The organism is Oceanobacter sp. 3_MG-2023 (genome assembly GCF_030688925.1).
Lineage (GTDB): Bacteria > Pseudomonadota > Gammaproteobacteria > Pseudomonadales > Oceanobacteraceae > Oceanobacter.
Window position 1 is genome coordinate 418,347 of the sequence record NZ_JAUYVX010000001.1, and the last position, 19,278, is coordinate 437,624.

Sequence of the window (19,278 nt, forward strand, 5' to 3'; positions counted from 1 at the left end):
CAGTATAACAACTGCCCCGCTGAGTGCCAGTCGGTGACGGGTGCGGCCGCCAAAAGCACAGATTCCATCAGCCCGCAACGCCACCCGACGGATCTGATTATCAATGCAACCACTGGATATGCGGCTCGGCAAATACCCGATCCAGGCGCCGAGTTGTCCGTTCGCCATCAAACTGAATAATCAGATACTGTTCATCCTGCTCCATCACCGTACCGGCTCCCAGGCGGGCATGCACCAGTCGTGGCAGTGGCTGTCCGGTCACAGTGGGTTTGGCCGGATCGCGCAACGACCGGTTACCACCGCGAACCCCAGGCTGTACCCGGGACGGCTTCACCTCCAGCACAACCGGCGCCGGTTGTGCTGCCAGATACGCCGGCAGCCAGCTGGCTACCTCGCCTTCCAACACCAGGCGGGATTGCCCTTGCTCCAGGGCACTGGCCACTTGATCACTGCGACTGACATTCAGTTCACTCGTAAAAGGGCTGGGCTTTTCCCGTAACGAAGGGCGCTCATCTGACCCTTTACGCCCCGAAGATGACGGCACCAATCGCAGTGGCACCAGCAGATGTAATTGATGAATGGCGCGGGTCATGGCGACATACAACAGCCGCCGCTCACTTTCCTCGCTGGCCGGAGTGCTGAATTCGCCTTCTGGCCGGTACGGGAAGTAATGGCCATTCAGGCCGGGAATAATCACCACCGGCCATTCCAGCCCCTTGCTTTTATGGATAGACGTCAGCCTGACCCCGGCGTGTCGCTCACGGGACTGGGCCCGGGCGCGATCCCTCAGTTCCAACAGCAATTCCAGGGCTTCGTTCGAGTTCACGCCGGAGTCGGCCATAAAACGCACAAACGCCCGGATGGTTTGTAACCGGTCTTCCACCTGTTGAGCAGAAAAAGCACTGTCTTCAATGCCTTTTTCCAATTCAGTCGTATCGATATAAGCGTTCAGCAATCGCTGCACCGGTACCACCACATGCTCGGCACTGTCGAGCACCTCGGCCCGTGCGTGCAGCTGCGCTTTTTGCCAGTGACTCAGGGTATCGGGAATCGCTTGCTGTAACGCAATGCCAAAGTGCTCGCGGTGCGTCGCCAGCGTATCGGCCATATCTTCCAGAACCGCCCTGCGTACCTTGGGAAACGGCGTAGTCAGTATCTGCAACCAGCCCGAGCGGCGCTGCTCCCGGCTGCGATCCCCAAAACGGCCTGCGGCAATTTCCAGTAACAGCCAGAAGATTTCCAGCTCCCAGCGCTCCAGTACCGAGAGAGAATGATCCAGCTGATAGGGAATACCCGCCTGCAACAAGGCCAGTTCAATCGGCGCACACAAGGCCCAAAGACGATGGATCACAGCAATCTGATGGGCTGGCATGGTTTCCAGGCACTGCCGCACCAGCGTCAGAACCTGATGCGCTTCCGCATTGGCAGAGCAGCTGTGCAACTGTACCTGGGTGGCCGGAGTGGATATGTGGGACAATCCCATCACCGGGTCTCGCTGCCGGTTATGGTGAATCAGATGATTCGCCATCAACGACAGCCGATGTCCATACCGAAAGGTTTCCGGTAACTGATACGTAGTGACGTTTCCCAACTGGCTAGCAAAGCCACTGACAATAAATTCTGGCCGTGAGCCACGAAATTCATAAATCGTCTGGTCTGGATCACCAATAACCATCATCGACCCCCGGCCAGCATGGAGCAGTTCCAGCAAATGCTGCTGAATACCGTTGATATCCTGGTATTCGTCCACCAGAATCCATTGCATATGGCCGCCAAAATAACGCGCCGCTTCCGGATTTTGCCGCAGATGCATCACCGGGTCGTACAGCATGTCGGAAAATCCAATACGCCGTTGCTGTTTGCGCCAGTCTTCAAAACGTTCAAACAACTCAATAAACATACGACACTGAGGGGGTAAATCGAGCTCTTCATAAACCGCCTGAGGAGGCGCCAGCCCGGATTTCACCAGGTCGATAAAACCGACCGCTGGCTCAACCCATTTTTTTCGTTGCGACAGGATTTCCTGCCGGGTGTCGCCGTCGGCCAATTGCTGTAACAAACGCCACACCTGACCTTCAACTTCGCTATCTCCCAACAATTTACGCTCAAAAGCAGGCAACTGTTCCAGTTCAATCAACTTGTGATAAATACGCAATCCCAACGAGTGAAAAGTGCGTACTTCCGGTACCGCTTGATCCGGTAAACGGCGAAATAAACGCTGTTGGAACTCCTGCTGGGCCGCCTTGTTATACATCAGCACCAGCATACGGCGAGACGATACGCCGGCCTGTAATCGCGCAGCAATAAAATGCGTCAGTGTGGTGGTTTTACCCGCACCCGCAACGGCCACCACTCGGGCGTGGCCGTCGACGTGTTGAACAACCTGTTGTTGATAATCAGTAAGTTGTGACATTCAGCCCTCGCGTCAATGCCAAGGCATGCTATGACCAACACCTGAAAATGTCACGAACCATCAACAACCAGACCATCACAGCAGACCGGTAACAGCGCTATCGCTCACCCTGGTCACTCCGCCAACCCAACGTCACGGTTAGCAAGATCCCGATATGCTGGCCTCAGAAAAAAACGTCGGTCCAGCGTGCCACCAGATCACTCCGTACACAGACAGACTGATGACTGCAAGGCTGGCTGCTCTGAGACATCGACCATTTCCCTGCCAATACCTGTTGCTCTAACCAACATCCATCATTACTGGCCAGCCAGCTGATATTGCATTGATCATGATGGATGGCCACTACCCGGTCAGCCATCAGCGAGACGGCCTGGTCAACACTTTGTTTATTCATCGCTTGCCTCCTGTCAGAACACCAAGAAGCCAGCCCACAAGAGGTGAGACACTGGTCATCCTACTGCTCATGTTTATATTAATACAAACTTCATATATAAAGACAGAGCAAGGCTGATACCATCATGGAAAAAATACTAAGCTATTGATTTTTATTTATTTTATAAACTCGATGACCCAAGGTGTTCTGTGACAAAACCCACCACCTGTAATCATATAGACAAACCACCTAACGAGAATAAACCAAACACCACAATACACTTGTTTGCTAACCAGCAAGCCGCATTATCATCATGGCCTGGGGCAATACCTGAAACAGCCACCAGGCCTCTCTGGCCAGCCATCCAAAGACAGCCAGCCAGATCCGCTATTGCCAGTAATTACCAGATATAAGCCAACGTCATCAGATATGAACGCGGCGCACCAGAGTAATAGGTATATGAGCCAGTACTTTGCACATCCGAGGCATTAATCCGGCCGATATAGCGCTTGTCCGTCAGATTGACCACATTTACATCCACCGACAGATCACCACTGGCCAATGGCAACTGATAACCAGCACCCATATCGACACGGGCATAACCGGGCACCGACTCTTCATGACCGGAATCAGCATAACGCTGGCCGACATAACGTAGCATCGATGTCGCAAACCAGCGGTCTTGCTCCCAACGGGCGCCCAGTGCACCAGTCCATACCGGTACATCGGGCAACTGGTTACCCGACACATCCATCACCGTGCCGCCACTGCCCAGCACATCCTTATCAAGAACGGCGTGTGTCCAGGCCAGATTGGCCAACAAATTCAACTCTGGTGTCACTTCCAGACCACCGGCGAACTGCAATCCTTGCTGATGCCCATCCCCCACATTCTGCGAATACACAACAGCTACATCCGGGTCGTAATAGCTGATGCCTTTATTGCGGAAGCGGGCGTAATACACCGTCAGATCCATATAGTGAAACCGCGACGTCCAGGTCAGCCCCAGATCAATCCCGTCCTGGGTTTCGATACGCTGCTTATCCATCACGTCCTGGGCCGTCAACCCCGCGGCAGCAAAAGTGGAATAATTGGACTGGAATTGATTCCAGGATGAAAACGACGGCGCTCCCATCGAACGGCCAACATGAATTCTCGATAACCAGTCGTCATTCCAGCGATAACTCAATCCGGCTACAGGCAACCAGACATCCAGATCAAAACCATCAACACTACGATCCGCCATCGGGCCACTCGATTGTTGCAGCGCTGCTGCATAAGACACATCCCCAAGACCATCGGTATTGTAGTAATCCAGGCTGACCAGGGTTTCACGCACATAGCGCAGCCCGGCTGACCAGTGCCAACTCCCCAGCGAGCGATCCAGCTGAGTCCAAACACTGTTCATCTGGTGCTCATTCGTCACCTTGGCCAATAGAGACCACTTGCTAAACATCAGACTGCCATCCGCTTGTGGCTGGTACATTTTCCAGGCTGTTGGCGGCCCTGGCGGTTCCATTGTCATATACCAGTGCCCCACACTCAGACGCGTATCCTTCACCTCGCGGACCCACTCTGTCCGCACCCCGCGGGCCTTATGATCAATCGACCAGTTCCGGATCATGCCGGAGCTGGTCGCCGACCAATAATCACCCTCTTCGTTACTCTGATAAGGCTGGACACTGATATAACTCTGGTCAGACAGCTGATAACGAGCCTCCAGCAACCACAGGTCGCTGTTGAACTGCTGACGGTTATGATCGTAATAAAGATGCAGGTCTTCCGGGTCCGAGCTATAGGCATAGTCATACCACTGCTCCAAATCATTCGCCTGCTCAGCACTCAAGGCCCGGTAAGCATGTTGCTCTCCCTCACTCCGGGTGTACCACAGCCGGGCAGTCAAGGCCCCAAACTGCTGCTCTCCGGCCAGACTGATATTATTCTGGTCAGCAGCCTGACCTGGGCCTCGCCATTGATCAGCACTGGATTTTGATAGCGATGCCATCACCCGGCCACCAAAATTCATGGCACCCGAGTCTGCCCGAGCAAACCAGCGCACCAGATCGTCACTACCGGCACTGTAGGACAGTTGCACCTCAGGATCGATATTGGGCCAATACAGCCGGGTATCCAGCGCCCCAAAATTATTAAACAGATCGACCTGATCGGCAGGTACCGGCCCCTGGTGCAGCGACACACTGGCGATATTTTCCTGCTCGAACATCCACAAGTAACCAGGTCCAGGTCCCATGCCGGTCACCGCCACTCCCTCGACGGTACCATTGGCACCATGAGAGGCATTCACCCCGCGCACCCTTAACCCCTTGTTCCCGCCCATCAGATTGCCAAAGCCAAAAGGGTCGACGGTTTCTGCCTGTACTCCCGGCAATGCCGACACAGCACTGTAAGGGCTGCCTGCCCCCGGTGCGGCAAACATATCCAGCTCCTCTTGGCTTACGGTTCGTTGTGATGCCGCCTGATCTGACGGATACCACATAGCGGCCTCCTGTTGCCCCACAACCACAATCGCGTCTTCAACTTCAGTCGGCAAGTGGGTATCCACGGTTGTTTTATCTTCTGCCACCACCAGAGCACACCGGGTTGAAAGCACCATCAGTACAGCCCAGGTCAGCGGTGCAAGCGGTACCGACACCGGGCTGGTAACACGATAAAAACACGTACTGCCATCTGAAACATTCATCTTATGACTCCTGATTAATCACTGTGAAAAAGTCGCATCAGGGATCTATCGCCAAACCAGATGCCGACAGCCAAACAGAACCAGGTTCTCGCCCAGGGACACCATTGGCATCCCCATACACATCACGAAAATTGAAAAATAATCAGCAAAGTCAGCACCGGATACAATAAATAACCTAAAACTACACAACGAAAACCAGGAGCAATGCACGTACCAGAGAAAAGCAGAACGAGCCATCCTTCAACGCCAAGCATAACTATTTGATTTTAAAGATATTTCTCAAAATCACTCAGATAGCAACAGCTCACAGCAGCCGACTTCAAAACGTCATGGTTGTTCAATAGCTGACAATTGTAATCAATAGTTCAAAACCATATAAAAATATCAACAACAAATAATTACATTTAAAATCAATAACTTGAAAAATATACACTATGATTTTTTATATAAAACAAAATCAACAAAAAGCCAGTAACAGTCAGTGGTTGGTTTGATATCGACGGCAAGAACGGCCGCTAGCGCTCAACATGCGGGGTAAGGGCGGAAAACTCACAGCTTGAGCCTGGTACTGACTGTGTCAGTATATAGACAAGCTACCTAACGGAATCAAACATCCCCTCAATCTAGCCATCACTGCCACTAAAAGTGGCATCCGTGTTACAACGGCACTCCTTTTCTTTTCCGTCAGAGGTATACTCGAGAAATAACCATACAAATGACAAGGAGATCCAGCATGCAACTGGTTGGACGAATCCTGCTTGATACTGATGAAGGCTCGTTATTGGCAGAAAAACGAGTGATATTGCTCGAGGCCATTGCTCGCCATGGAACAATTCAAAAAGCCGCCCAGGAAATGGGGTTGTCATACAAAGGAGCATGGGATGCTGTCAATGCCATGAATAACCTGTGCGATGAACCTCTGGTTATTCGGGAGGTGGGTGGCCGTCGTGGTGGTGGTAGCCATTTGACCGAACAAGGTCGTGCATTAATCACGCTCTATCGCACTGTTGAAGCCGAGTACCAGAGCCTGCTGGATCGGATGAACAACAGCCTTGGCGATATGCAGCAGTTTCACCGCATGATGAACCGTTTCTCGATGCGCACCAGTGCCCGCAACCAGTTTCATGGCGTCGTAACAGCCTTGATACAAGGGATGGTTAATTGTGAAGTGCGGATGAGACTTGACGATCACACCGAGATCGTCGCCATCGTTACCAACGAAAGTGCAGAAAACCTCGACTTGCGGCTTGGTCTCGAATTGTTTGCACTGGTCAAAACCTCCTATGCCAGTGTTCACACCCAATCTGTCGAGCAGCGCAACTGTTTTGCCGGGGTGGTAGCAGATCTGATCCGCGGAGAACAAAGTACGGAAGTCCGGGTTGATTTACCCAGTGGAAAAAGTGTGGTTGCCGCCGTCAGCAACCAGCAGGCTGACGACCTGGCACTGGCCATGAACCTGCCGGTTTATGCAACCTTCAGCCCCGACAGTGTGATTCTGGCCGTCAGTTAATACCCGGCAGAGACAGCAATGTCTATACGCACCCAGCCCGGTCATATGCCGGGCTGGGTGTTACTACTGATAGCAGTGATACGGATGATCGTCACAGACCGGCCAGCCGGTTCGCTCCAGCCAGAATCCGGCAGTGCCTAAAACTGCATTTCCGGCACGTCGTCTGGTACAACCAGCTTGCCCGCCGTTTTCTCAACAATTTCTTCTACCGACACGCCAGGGGCACGCTCTTTCAAATGAAAGGCTCCGTCTTCAATTTCAAGCCAGGCCAGGTCAGTCAGTACTTTTTTGATGCACCCCTTGCCCGTCAGCGGCAAGCTGCACGCAGGCAATAACTTGGACTCACCATGTTTGGAAGCATGGGTCATGGTAACAATGATGTTATCCGCACCAGCCACCAGATCCATCGCACCCCCCATTCCCTTGATCAGCTTGCCGGGGATCATCCAGGAAGCAATATTGCCATTGATATCCACTTCAAAAGCCCCCAGCACCGTCAAATCCACATGACCACCACGGATCATGGCAAAGGATTCCGCCGAGCTGAAAATAGACGCCCCGGGCGCCGCCGTTACCGTTTGTTTCCCGGCATTGATCATATCCGCATCCAGCTCGGCTTCGGTCGGAAAGCGTCCCATGCCCAGCAAGCCATTTTCGGATTGCAGCATCACTTCCATCCCATCTGGGACATAGTTGGCCACCAGCGTCGGAATGCCGATGCCCAGGTTGACATAAAATCCATCTTGCAATTCGCGGGCTACACGCTGTGCCATTTGTTCACGAGTAAGGGCCATGATCATCACCTGTTATTAATGGGTTAAGTCGTCGAATCAGCTGTCAGATAGCGTTCGTTTTTCGATACGTTTTTCAAAGCTGCCAACAATCAGACGATTCACATAAATACCCGGTGTATGTATCTGCGAAGGCTCCAGCTCACCCACTTCTACCAATTCCTCGACTTCAACCACAGTGATCTTTCCCGCAGTGGCTGCCATCGGATTAAAGTTCTGTGCAGTATGACGGTACATCACATTGCCATAACGGTCGGCTTTCCAGCCTTTGACGATGGCAAAATCGCCGCGAATGGATTCTTCCAACAAATATTCACGGCCATTAAACTCACGCACTTCCTTGCCTTCGGCTACTGGAGTACCCACCCCGGTAGCCGTATAAAACGCCGGAATACCAGCCCCACCGGCACGCATTTTTTCAGCCAATGTACCTTGTGGCGTCAGCTCAACCTCCAGCTCGCCGTTCAGCAACTGCTGTTCAAACATGGCGTTTTCGCCAACGTATGACGAGATCATTTTTTTGACCTGCTTGTCTTCCAGCAACACACCCAGACCAAATCCGTCGACCCCACAGTTATTGGAGACGATGGTCAGATGACGGCTGCCTTTGCGTTTGACTTCCGCAATCAGGTTTTCAGGGATGCCACACAAACCAAAACCACCGGCGATGATGGTCATGCCATCTTCGAGCCCTGCCATTGCTTCTTCGTAGCTGCCTACGACTTTATCGAAACCTGCCATTATTATTTTCTCCTTGCTTCATCGTTGGGAAGTGGCCGGGCAATGCATCGATAACCACGGCAGCAGAGCATAATCATGCACTGCCTCTGCTGTCATGTTCGATTATTTATGGGTAGATTTGCAGTTTGTATCAAGTCTTTTGATTTTTTAAATCAATTATTCAAAACTTTTATTCAGTTTTTTAAATCAATAGACAGTGACCGAGTGGCACCCTGCGTACCAAACTGTGGTTGATCACTGCAAAGCAGCCGGGCGATGCAGGCTGGCCATCAAGGCTATCCGTTCCCATTCCAATGGCGAATCACCGCTCACCCAGGGATTCGGTCAAGGTTTTACGCAACGGCTTCAGCAAGTATTCCATCAGACTGCGTTCACCCGCACGAATATCCACGCGAGCAGTCATGCCTGGCAGAATTTCCAACTGCCGCCCAATCAAACTGCGCACCTTGCCGTCATGCATTGCCAAACGCACATGCACCCGATAATAAATATCAACGTTATCACCGCTTTCTTCCTTGAGGGTATCCGCACTGACATACACCACGCTGCCTTCAACGCCGCCGTAAATCGTGTAATCAAACGGATCAAACCGCACCGTCGCCAGCTGCCCTATTTCAACGCGGGAAATATCGGTCGGACTGATCTTGGCTTCCACAATCAGTTCGTCATTCACCGGAACGATTTGCATCAACTCCTCACCGGCGCGCAACACACCACCGATGGTAGTGACCCGTACGTTTTTGACGATACCGTCGACCTTGGACCGAAACACACTGTCATTCAACTGCTGTTGTCGCTGGGTCAGCACTTCGGAGGTTTGTGCCATTTCGTCCTCGGCAGTCGTCAACTCTTCGCTGGCATCTTCAAAAAAGCGATTACGACGACTGAGCAATTTGTTCTCTGCCTCGTTGATTGCACGCTGGGTGCGGATCACCTCGGAGCGGTTTACATCACCACTGTGCTGCAGCCTAGCCACCAGAGCTGCATCTTCCTGTGCCAGCTCCACTGCCCGGGTCAGGTTGGCGAGTTCGGCTTTCAGGCCATCACGACGCTGCTCAAACAATGCCAGTTCAACCTGTTTCTGTTCATCAAACATTTCCAGAAACGGTGGGAAGACCAATTCAGGTTTCCCGGTCACTTCTGCCCGCAACCGGGTTGCTTTGGCCAACAAGCCCGCCAGCCGTGCCCGCATTTCCCCCACACTGGCCCGAACCCGGGTTTCGTCCAGCTCGGCAATCACCTGGCCAGCCTGAACCCGGTCACCTTCACGCACCTGGATGCTGCGGATCACACCACCATCAACCGACTGGATAATTTGTACCCGGCTGGAGGCAATCACCTCGCCATTCGCACGGGTCACCTCATCGATCTGGAATTCAATGGCCCAACCAATAAACACCACAAAGGTGGCCGCAATCAACCAAACGATCCAGCCACTACGATCCAGGTGATAACGCGCCAGCCGCTGGGCACGACTGGCATCACGATCGTCCATCAAGCTATCAGATAACATTGATCGGGCCTCCTGCCGGTGGTCGACGAGCCGTACCGGATGGCGCTCGCTGGCGCTGGAAAATAGCTTCCGGGCTGTCATCCCGGACAATCCGACCCTGCTGCATCAGCAACACGCGACGCGCCAGCCGTGAGGCCAATGCTGGCTTGTGCGTCGATACCACCAGAATATCAGAAGGCTTGAGATGGGATTCCAGCGCTGTTAATACCTGTTGTTCGGTATCCGGATCCAGCGACGCCGTCGGCTCATCCAGCAACCAGATGGTTGGCCGGGCCAACACCACCCGGGCCATACCGACCAGCTGCTTCTGACCTCCCGACAGACCATCGCCACCTTCACTGATCGGCAAGTCCATACTGTAGGGGCTATCGGCGGCAATACGATCAATCCCCAGTTGCTGGGCCACTTCCAATAAATGACCATCGGCGATGGCACCACCCAATATCAGATTGGAACGCAAAGACCCCTTGAACAAATGCACCGACTGCGGCAAATACCCGACCTGTTGGGCAACAATCGCCGGGTCCATTTCCCACAGATCACCTTGCCCCAGCCGCACCCGACCAGCGGACGGCCGATAAAGACCGGCCAGTATTTTCAGCAAGGTCGACTTGCCCGAACCGATTTGACCCACCACCGCCACCCGATCCCCGGCCTTGAGCGACAATGAGCCGACATCCAGTTGCAACACCGGCGAATCCGGATAAGAAAAACTCACCGCTTGCAACGCGATCTCCGCCGGAGGCTCCGACGGCATCAGCAGCGATTGCTCTGCCCGTCGCTCGGTATCCAGATCCAGCACCTGATCCACCATTTTCAGCGACTGCTGCACATTTTCCCACTGCGCCATATAACGCACCGCCTGACTGACCGGAGCAATCACCCGCCCGCCCAGAATACTGCATGCGATCATCGCCCCGATCGTCATATGTCCCTCAGCCACTTCATAAACCCCGACCACAACAGCCGCCACATAAGCGACTTGTGACAGACTGGCAGTCGTCAGCTGGATCAGGTTATTCAGCGCTTTATGCTGAATACCAAACCCGGCCACGGTTTCACTGATGGATTGCCAGATTTCAGAAAAACGCCAACTGGCATTCGCAGCCCGAATGGTCTCGGCTCCCTGAATGCTATCGACCAGCAGCCCCTGACGCTCATTACTGCGCTGCATTTCGTCTTTCATCAAGCGCCGCATGCTGCGTTGACCCAGCCAGCCCAGTAACACCGCCACCGGTAACAGCGCCGTATACACCCAGGCTACAGGACCACCAATCATGGCGATAAACACTATAAACAGCAGTGCAAACGGCGTATCAACCAGGGTAAAAAACACCCCGGATGAAAAGAAATGACGCACCGACTCCAGGCCACTGACTTGCGCAGCGATGGTTCCCAAGCTGCGTGGCCGGGTATCCATCTGCAAGTGTAAAAGGTGATCAAACACCTGTTGACTGACCCTCTGATCGACCTCACAGGCGACGCTGTCGAGCACCCGTCCACGCAAAATTTTCAAGCCCCAGTCCAGCAACAGCACAATCACCATCCCGACCACCAGAGTCCACAAGGTAGCCCAGGCCAGGGTCGGTACCACCCGGTCATACACCTGCATGGCAAACAGAGATGTCGCAACCGCCATCAGATTGATTACCAGAGTGGCAACCACCACATGACCAATCCAGCGACGACGGCGCAACAGCGCCGCCACCACCAGACGGATGGACCGACTCCCCGTCAGCGAGATTTTTTCTTGCGCCTTGGCGGCGGGATTGTCCAGCCAGAGCACCACCCCGTCTTCCAGCACCTCCGGTGCATGCAAATGCGCCACACCGTCCACACCGGTCAGAGAAATCTCATGGCTTGCCGGTACCACACCATCCTCTGGCCAGTCGACCGGAGCGGAATCCTCTGCCTGAGACGATGCGCTGGTGGTTGGCTGTTCCAGCAACTGGCGTTCTGCCAGCCACCATTCTCCTTGCCAATGCATCAAGGCCGGCAGCCGCCGCTGATCCATCCGCGCCCAGCGTAATTGCGCCACCCGCAACCCTCGTAGTTGTAATGCTTGCGCCAACAACTGAATGCGCTGAGGTAGCGACACCGGCCCCATGATGCCCTGTGTATTGGCACTCCAGGCCTGCTCCAGCTTCCCCGGTGCAACACTGACCTGGATTAACAACAACAGCCGTTGCAACAGACTGAGAGGCAAGGATTTGCCTATATCGTCCTCCGCAGAAGGCCCTGTAGATTGTTCAATATCTGACATCGTGTCCACGCGTTATTTTCAAATGTTTTGGCATTCCGGGCTGCCCTCAGAGCAGTCTGAAACAAATCAGTGGTATCTATTGATTGGCATCGGTTTCGGTACCGGCGTGACGGGCTCTGGTGCCAGAGCAGGAACCCCGCTACGCTCATCCAGATAACCCGCCATACTGGCCAGCTGCAGTGATGCATCAAGCAAGGTCGATTTAATGGTTGCCAGCTCCAGCTGCCCATAAACCCATTCCCGCTGGGCGTTAAGCACTTCCAGCCAGGTCTTGCGACCGGTTTCGTACTGACGCACAAAAGAATCCAGAGTTTGTTTCAACGCATCGACCGTCAGCTCTTGAGAATGCTGCAAAAGCTGCTGCATTTGCCGGTTCAGCAGCAGCGAGCTCACCTGCTGGCGCAAATTCACTTCGGTCACATACAATGACTGTTCGGCCGCCCGTTTACTGGCCACCGCCGCTTTGGTCTGGGCATAATTGCTGACCCCCAGACCGGCAAAACTGGCTTCCAGCGATAACCCCGAGCGCATCTGGTCATCATCTTCATCGCTGGTCTGGTTAGGCATATCGCGCTCAAGCTGAAGGTACAAGGTCGGCATCGAGCTGTATCGTTGCTGATTGGCTGTCTTGTCCGCAATCACAACCTGCTCTCTCTGGTACTGCAGATCGGCACTGGTTTGTAAGGCATCGTACTGGATCTGCTGCTCATTCCCTGGCAGCCAGCCCTGTTCCGGTACCGCCTCCGTCGAATCTACCGGCACCTGGGTCAATGCCAGCAATGACGTCTCCGCAACGGCCAGCTGCCCCTGATAATTCTGCTCCGTCGACTGCGCCCACAACAAACGTCCCAACGCCAGCTGCACATCGGCATCCGATGCCAGACCGCCATCGCGACGTCGTTCAATACGGTCGTACAGCTGCTGATGATCTCGGGTGTTCTGCTGGGCAATGTGCAACTGCCGACGCAAGGCATCAATCGCAATATAAGCCTGACTGGTTGCTTCAACCAGATCTCGACGAATCTGCAACAGGCCAACATCCTCAGCTCGCCTTTCGGCCTGCGCCAGCTCAATGGCACTGCTCAACTTGCCAAAAGTCAGCAACGGCTGCTGGAGCGTCACCGTGGCCAGATCATCGTCATAGAGGTTATCGGCCGAAAGCGACAGGTTGGGTAAGCGCCCGGACCTGGCCGCTTGCTCACCCCAGCTGCTGGCTTCCAGCGAGGCTTGTTGACCGGCAATGGCCGGATGAAATTTCAGCGCCGCTTCAATCGCCCCCCAAATACCGCGATACTGGCTGGTTTCGGCCGCCACGGAATGCGTAACGGCGAACAACAGCCCACTGCAAATCAGTAAAAGGGCACGATATTTTCTGAATGTATCCGCCATTACCAAGCCTGTTCCGGCAAATCGCCATCAACCCAGTCCTGGGGTTCATCCAACGGACCAAACGGCGACAATGAGCGACGCCCCAGCTGTTCACGGATAGCAGCCGCTTCTTCTTTCTGGCCCGACAACATCAGCGCCAGAACCAGGTTATGTTGCCAGGCTCGCTGCCATGGCACCCGCTGTAACGCCTGACGCATCAGACCGATACCGTCCTGAAGATGGCCCTTGCGGCAATAAATCAGCCCCACCAGGTACTGGCAGGCCGCATGTTGTGGATTATGGTACAGCATTTTTTTGCAGCTCCTTTCTGCGCCATCCAGATCATCTGCGTGATACAACGCCACTGCCGCGCTCAAAAAGCCCGGCTCCGGCAACGACAGCATCGAAATCTCATCCCAGATGATTTTGGCATTGGTGCCTTCAGTCAAAGGCCCAAGCTGATTGGCGTAATGTTTCCATTTGGCTTTTGAGGTCTGATAAATCGGTTGCCGTACTTGCCATACACTGGCGGTTTTCACCGGCCGTTCGAGATCACTGTACGCCAGCACTTGTGGCTCCCACGCCACACCAATATATTCCAGCATTCGCCGCGCCTGTCCTTCCGGGTCCTGCAACAGCTGTTCGTATTGCAGCTCCAGAATGCCATCTCCAAACAGCCCATGCCAGTGCTGCATCAGCAGGTTATGGTCTGCCAGTTGCTCGCCAATCCAACGCAGGTCATAGGCGAAGCCCATACCACCGTGCTTGGCCTGGAAATCAATAAAATAGTTGGACAGAGCAATATCACGCGGGTCTCGTCGTACCGAAATAATACGGGCGTTAGGGAAAAGGAATTTGATCAGACCAATATGTTCAAAATTATGTGGCAATTTATCGATCACAAACCGGGCATCCGGCTTGTCAGCCTGAGCCAGATCGAACAGTTCTTGCAAAATACCCTCGGCAATACCATGGCAAACATAAGGCGTCAGATCATCAACACAATCCGGATAGCGCCTGCCAGAACCGATATGACGCTCCCAATTATTCAGCCCCCGGATACGCTGGGGAATAACCCCCAACTCACCCGCCCCCCAGATTTCACTATGGCTGGCCAGCATCTGCTCAACCAGAGTGGTACCAGAGCGCGGCATACCGACCACAAACACCGGCGCCGAAGAGGGGTGCCCATAAGGCTGACCACCATACAACTGCCGATGCTGGAAAAAACTGCGCGAAAAAGCGTAACGAATACGTGCGCACTGCTGCCGATGGGCAACCGGGTCGTAAGGAATATGCAGCTTGCTGGCTTCGTTGGCCTGTCGAACCAACGCCAATGCCTTGTCGTAATTACCCCGTTTTTCCCAGGCCGTAGCCAGCTGGAACAACAAGGACGTTGATACCGACCCAGACAGACCGGGCCGCTGTGCCAGCTTCTCCAGCCGATGCAAGGTGTTCTCGTCTTCAGGGAAACGGTGGGCATTGACCAGCCCGGCAAAACCCGCAGCCGGGTCAAACCGCTGGATACGCTCATACCAGTCAATGGCATCATCGACCCGCCCTAATTGCATCGCCAGCTGCGCCAACCCTTGCATGGCCGCAGTGTAGTCTGGAAAATCCAGCAACAATTGGCGCAACGCATGTTCTGCCTCGTCATAATGCTGCCGCTGTAAATCTGCCATCGCCTGCAAATGACGGGCACGTCCCATCAAGGGAATTCGCCAGTGTAATGCCGTGTGATGCAACGACTCGACGGCCCCGTCCACCTCAGTTAACCACTCGGTTGGCTCTTCCACGGCCACTAGTTCCAGAGCTTTAGTGGCCGCTTCATGTGCTTTCTCCGGCGCCGTCATCAACAGGGTTTGCCCCAGCTGAACCCACAACCCCGCCCGTGGTAACTGCTTGTCCGCCGCCACCCGCAACGCCTTCTGCAGCAGCCATCCGGCCTGGGCAATACGCCCCCGCACACAGAGCAGTTCCGCCAATTGCGACACCAGTGTCAACGCTTCAGGATAAACTTTCAGCCCCAAACGTAACTGGGCTTCGGCATCATCATGGCGTTCTTGACCAGCCAATAAACGGGCATAGCCCGATACCAGCACCAGCCATTCTGATTCCGACAGATCCTGTCCCGCCTGTTGCAGCCAGGCCTCGGCTCGCTGTGGCTCACCACTGGCCAGCCACAGCTCAAGCTGAAGCCCTCGCAAACGGGCTGTTGTGCCATGCAGAGCGCTATCCGGCAAGCGCTCACAAGCGGCCTGTAATCCGGCAATGGCCTGATCCAGCATCTGCTGGGCTTCCGGCCACTGTTGTTGTTGCAAATACAACGAGGCCAGTGCCTGACATAACGAAAAACGCTCAGGTTTGAGCAGCAATGATTGCCGATAATACGCAATGGCATCTTCCATACGACCTTGCTGAACCCGACCAAAGGCCAGCCGGGCCAATGCCAGATCCTGTTGTGGTTCTTGCTCAAGCACTGACTCCAGACGTTCACAAGCAACCTCAATATGGCCCAACAGCAACCACACTGCCGCCAGGTCCGTTTGAACATCCTCCGTCAAACTCGCAACACGAGCAGCCGGGCCAGCGATCAAACGCTCCGCCTCGGAGTGATTCCCCAGTTGTGCATAGGCCAGCGCCTGCAGTACTTGCAAGGCATCATCGTCCGGTGCCTGCAGTAACAAGCCCTTAACCTGTTGCAGCAGGTGCTCATAGTGCTGATCGTCAACCAAAGCCCGAAGCCGGGCAATGGCTGCGCCATCACCCGCATCTGCTAACGAATGTCCTGTCAGCATCAGACCAACCCCTGTGATGTCATAACGCTCATTGGCATGGTCGTCAGGTAGACTTCATTCAGAGACCGCCCCTCATTCAGATCACTCCACCTTCCATCCCACAACGATACCGAACCGGATAATGCATGGTCCGCCCAGCGGAAAACAAAACCCGACTCCTGCAATGAGAAAGCCGACCCCCACACCGCCATGCTATCTCCGGGAGAACTGAAAGAAGCAACCGCCGAATTATTAGCACCCAGTACCGCAATCCCCGACCCGACCAAGACCACCTGATCATCACTGCCAAGAGCCTCTGCATTGGCCCAGCTGCCCCACTCACTTGAATCGGTATTCAAGACCTCTGTCGAAGAATCCACCCGGATGTAAATGGTATAGCTGGTATCTTCCTCAAACGTCCGGCCACTGTGATCTGACGAACTGCCGTTTACCAGATCAAACACCACCGTACTGGTATCAACCAGAGTGACGGTTTCATCCGCGGCCTGCGATATGTTACCGGCACTGTCGACGGCATAGGCCGTATAATTGCCGCCAGCCAGGCCACTGCTATCAACCGCTACACTGGCATCAGCCGTGGCAACGGCCTGGGTCCACAAACTACCGTCTGCAGAAAGAATATCGGCCTCAGTGGCCACGGCCACTGTATCGCTCACCAAATACACCGTACCCGCTTCATTGCTTTGTAGTGTGATCAACTCCCCTGTTTCATAGGTGCTATCCATCACCAGTGTGCCATCGGCATTAAATGCCTGCACAAAGATCGAAGTGTCACCGTCACTATCATCACCGTACCAGGTCACCACATAGGCGCCATCAGTGCCCACGGCAGTGATTTGAGGAAACTCATCATACCCACTGGTCTTACCCAGCGCTTCCAGCTGTACTGTGTCACCGTTGAAAGAACCATCGGCGTTAAACGCTTGCACAAAGATCGAAAAATCACCGTCGCTATCATCACCGAACCAGGTCACCACATAGGCACCATCAGTGCCCACGGCGGTGATTTGAGGAAGATAGTCATAACCAGTGGTATGACCCGGCGCTTCCAGCTGTACTGTGTCACCGTTGAAGGAACCATTGGCATTAAACGCTTGCACAAAGATCGAATAGTCACCGTCGCTATCATCACCGTACCAGGTCACCACATAGGCGCCAGCACTGCCCACGGCGGTGATTTGGGGACTTCTTCTGTCATGACCTGGCTCTTCCAGCTGTACCGTGGTGCCGTTGACGGAACCATCGGCATTAATGGCTTGCACAAAGATAGACCAATCACCGCCGCTGGCTCCGTACCAGGTCACTACATAGTCGCCATCAGTGCCCACCGCGGTGATTTGAGGGTTCAGACCAGCACCCAGCCGTACTGTGTCACTATTGACGGAACCATCGGCGTTAAAGGCTTGAACAAAAATCGAATTATCACCGCCGCTATCCCTTCCGTACCAGGTCACTACATAGTCGCCATCACTGCCCACGGCGATGATTTGCGGATCATAGTCATCACCGGTGGTATTACCCGGCGCTTCCAGCTGTACTGTGTCACCGTTGAAGGAGCCGTAAGCATCAAACGCCTGCACAAAGATCGACAAATCACCGTCGCTATCAAATCCGTACCAGATCACCACATAGGCGCCATCAGTGCCTACCGCGGTGATTTGCGGTTCATAGTCATGACCAGTGGTATTATTCAGTGCTTCCAGCTGTACCCTGGTGCCATTGAAGGAACCGTCAGCATCAAAGGCTTGAACAAAGATCGACTCATCACCGCCGCCATCAGTCCCGGACCAGGTCACCACATAGGCACCATCACTGCCCACCGCGGTGATTTGAGGGTACTGATCACTACTGGTGGTATTACCCAGTGCTTCCAGCTGTACCCTGGTGCCATTGAAGGAGCCATCAGCGTTAAACGCTTGCACAAAGATCGAATCATCACCGCCACTATCGGCCCCGTACCAGGTCACCACATAGGCACCATCGCTACCCACGGCAGTGATTTGAGGATACTTATCATCCCCAGTGGTATTACCCAGCGCTTCCAGCTGTGCTGTCGCGGGCGATAACACAATACTGGCTTCAGGGGCTATTTCGTCCAGATCGTTGACATCAAGGGTAACCGCTTGGTCGGTATGGTTACCGGCTCCATCGGTAGCGGTGACGGTAAAGCTGTAGCTGGATTGGGTTTCGTAGTCGGGATCGGCCAACAGAGTCACTTCGCCGGTGCTGCTGTCGATGCTGAACAGGGCGGCATCATCGCCCGAGAGCGAGAAAGTCACGCCATCGGAGATATCGCCGGTATCAGTGGCTGTGGCGGTATACACCACCTGCCCGGTACCGCTGTTTTCGTCGATACTCAGAAGCGCGAGAGCGCTGCTGTCGGATTCGTTTTGGTTGCCATCGGTGCTGCTGTTAATCAGGAACTCGCTGCCAATGGCATTGCCATCGGTATCGAAGGTCTGGCCGTAAACGCCCCCTTCGGAGCCATCCTGGTTGTCTGAGGTCCAGCTCACCAACAGGTTGCCGTTGTCCAGCACGGTGACGTTGGCATCGAATTGAGCACCCGTGGTGTAGCTGTTGACCTGGATTTCGGCCGTGATGGCGCTGGCACTGCTGTCGAACAACCGTAAGAAGATGCCGCTGCCGTCACCATCCTGATCGCTGTCTGATGTCCACACCACGGCAAAGCCGCCGTCATCCATGGCGGCGATGGAGGAGTGATCCTGATAGCCACTGGTGGTGGTATTGACCTGCACATCGCCGCTGACGGCGTTGCCACTGCTGTCGAACAGCCGAGTAAACACGCC

General features: G+C 54.2%; 11 protein-coding genes. 1 reads left to right on the plus strand and 10 read right to left on the minus strand.

Annotation, left to right across the window (positions count from 1 at the left end; genetic code table 11):
• Positions 1-100: 100 nt before the first annotated feature.
• The 3 genes from Q8W32_RS01865 to Q8W32_RS01875 form a co-directional block, all read right to left on the minus strand.
• Positions 101-2,413 (minus strand): ATP-dependent helicase, encoded by a 2,313-nt coding sequence (locus Q8W32_RS01865; protein WP_305413417.1) that lies wholly within the window; start codon positions 2,411-2,413, stop codon positions 101-103.
• 163 nt (positions 2,414-2,576) lie between these two features.
• Positions 2,577-2,807 (minus strand): hypothetical protein, encoded by a 231-nt coding sequence (locus Q8W32_RS01870; protein ID WP_303431408.1) that lies wholly within the window; start codon positions 2,805-2,807, stop codon positions 2,577-2,579.
• A 379-nt stretch (positions 2,808-3,186) separates the two neighbouring features.
• Positions 3,187-5,487, minus strand: coding sequence for a TonB-dependent receptor (locus Q8W32_RS01875; RefSeq protein ID WP_305413418.1), 2,301 nt, complete (start codon positions 5,485-5,487; stop codon positions 3,187-3,189).
• Between the two features lie 733 nt (positions 5,488-6,220).
• Between Q8W32_RS01875 and Q8W32_RS01880 the strand changes: the two genes are divergently transcribed.
• Positions 6,221-6,997, plus strand: coding sequence for a TOBE domain-containing protein (locus Q8W32_RS01880; RefSeq protein WP_305413419.1), 777 nt, complete (start codon positions 6,221-6,223; stop codon positions 6,995-6,997).
• A 137-nt stretch (positions 6,998-7,134) separates the two neighbouring features.
• Here Q8W32_RS01880 and Q8W32_RS01885 read toward each other — a convergent pair whose 3' ends face one another.
• The 7 genes from Q8W32_RS01885 to Q8W32_RS01915 form a co-directional block, all read right to left on the minus strand.
• Positions 7,135-7,791, minus strand: coding sequence for a CoA transferase subunit B (locus Q8W32_RS01885; protein WP_303431403.1), 657 nt, complete (start codon positions 7,789-7,791; stop codon positions 7,135-7,137).
• A gap of 36 nt (positions 7,792-7,827) precedes the next feature.
• The gene (locus tag Q8W32_RS01890) at positions 7,828-8,529 is read right to left on the minus strand and encodes a CoA transferase subunit A (protein ID WP_305413421.1); all 702 of its coding nucleotides are present in this window, start codon (positions 8,527-8,529) and stop codon (positions 7,828-7,830) included.
• A 301-nt stretch (positions 8,530-8,830) separates the two neighbouring features.
• Positions 8,831-10,042: an HlyD family type I secretion periplasmic adaptor subunit gene (locus Q8W32_RS01895; protein WP_305413423.1), complete on the minus strand. Its 1,212-nt coding sequence runs from the start codon at positions 10,040-10,042 to the stop codon at positions 8,831-8,833.
• Positions 10,032-12,305, minus strand: a complete 2,274-nt coding sequence (locus Q8W32_RS01900) for a peptidase domain-containing ABC transporter (RefSeq protein ID WP_305413424.1) — start codon at positions 12,303-12,305, stop codon at positions 10,032-10,034. The genes Q8W32_RS01895 and Q8W32_RS01900 overlap by 11 nt, the downstream gene beginning before the upstream one ends.
• A gap of 66 nt (positions 12,306-12,371) precedes the next feature.
• On the minus strand, positions 12,372-13,694 hold the full coding sequence (locus Q8W32_RS01905; protein ID WP_303431399.1) for a TolC family protein: 1,323 nt from the start codon (positions 13,692-13,694) through the stop codon (positions 12,372-12,374).
• Positions 13,694-16,471: a tetratricopeptide repeat-containing sulfotransferase family protein gene (locus tag Q8W32_RS01910; RefSeq protein ID WP_305413425.1), complete on the minus strand. Its 2,778-nt coding sequence runs from the start codon at positions 16,469-16,471 to the stop codon at positions 13,694-13,696. Before Q8W32_RS01910 ends, Q8W32_RS01905 begins: the two co-directional genes overlap by 1 nt.
• Positions 16,471-19,278 (minus strand): cadherin domain-containing protein (locus Q8W32_RS01915; protein WP_305413426.1); only part of this gene is annotated, 2,808 nt, incomplete at its 5' end. The genes Q8W32_RS01915 and Q8W32_RS01910, both read right to left, overlap by 1 nt.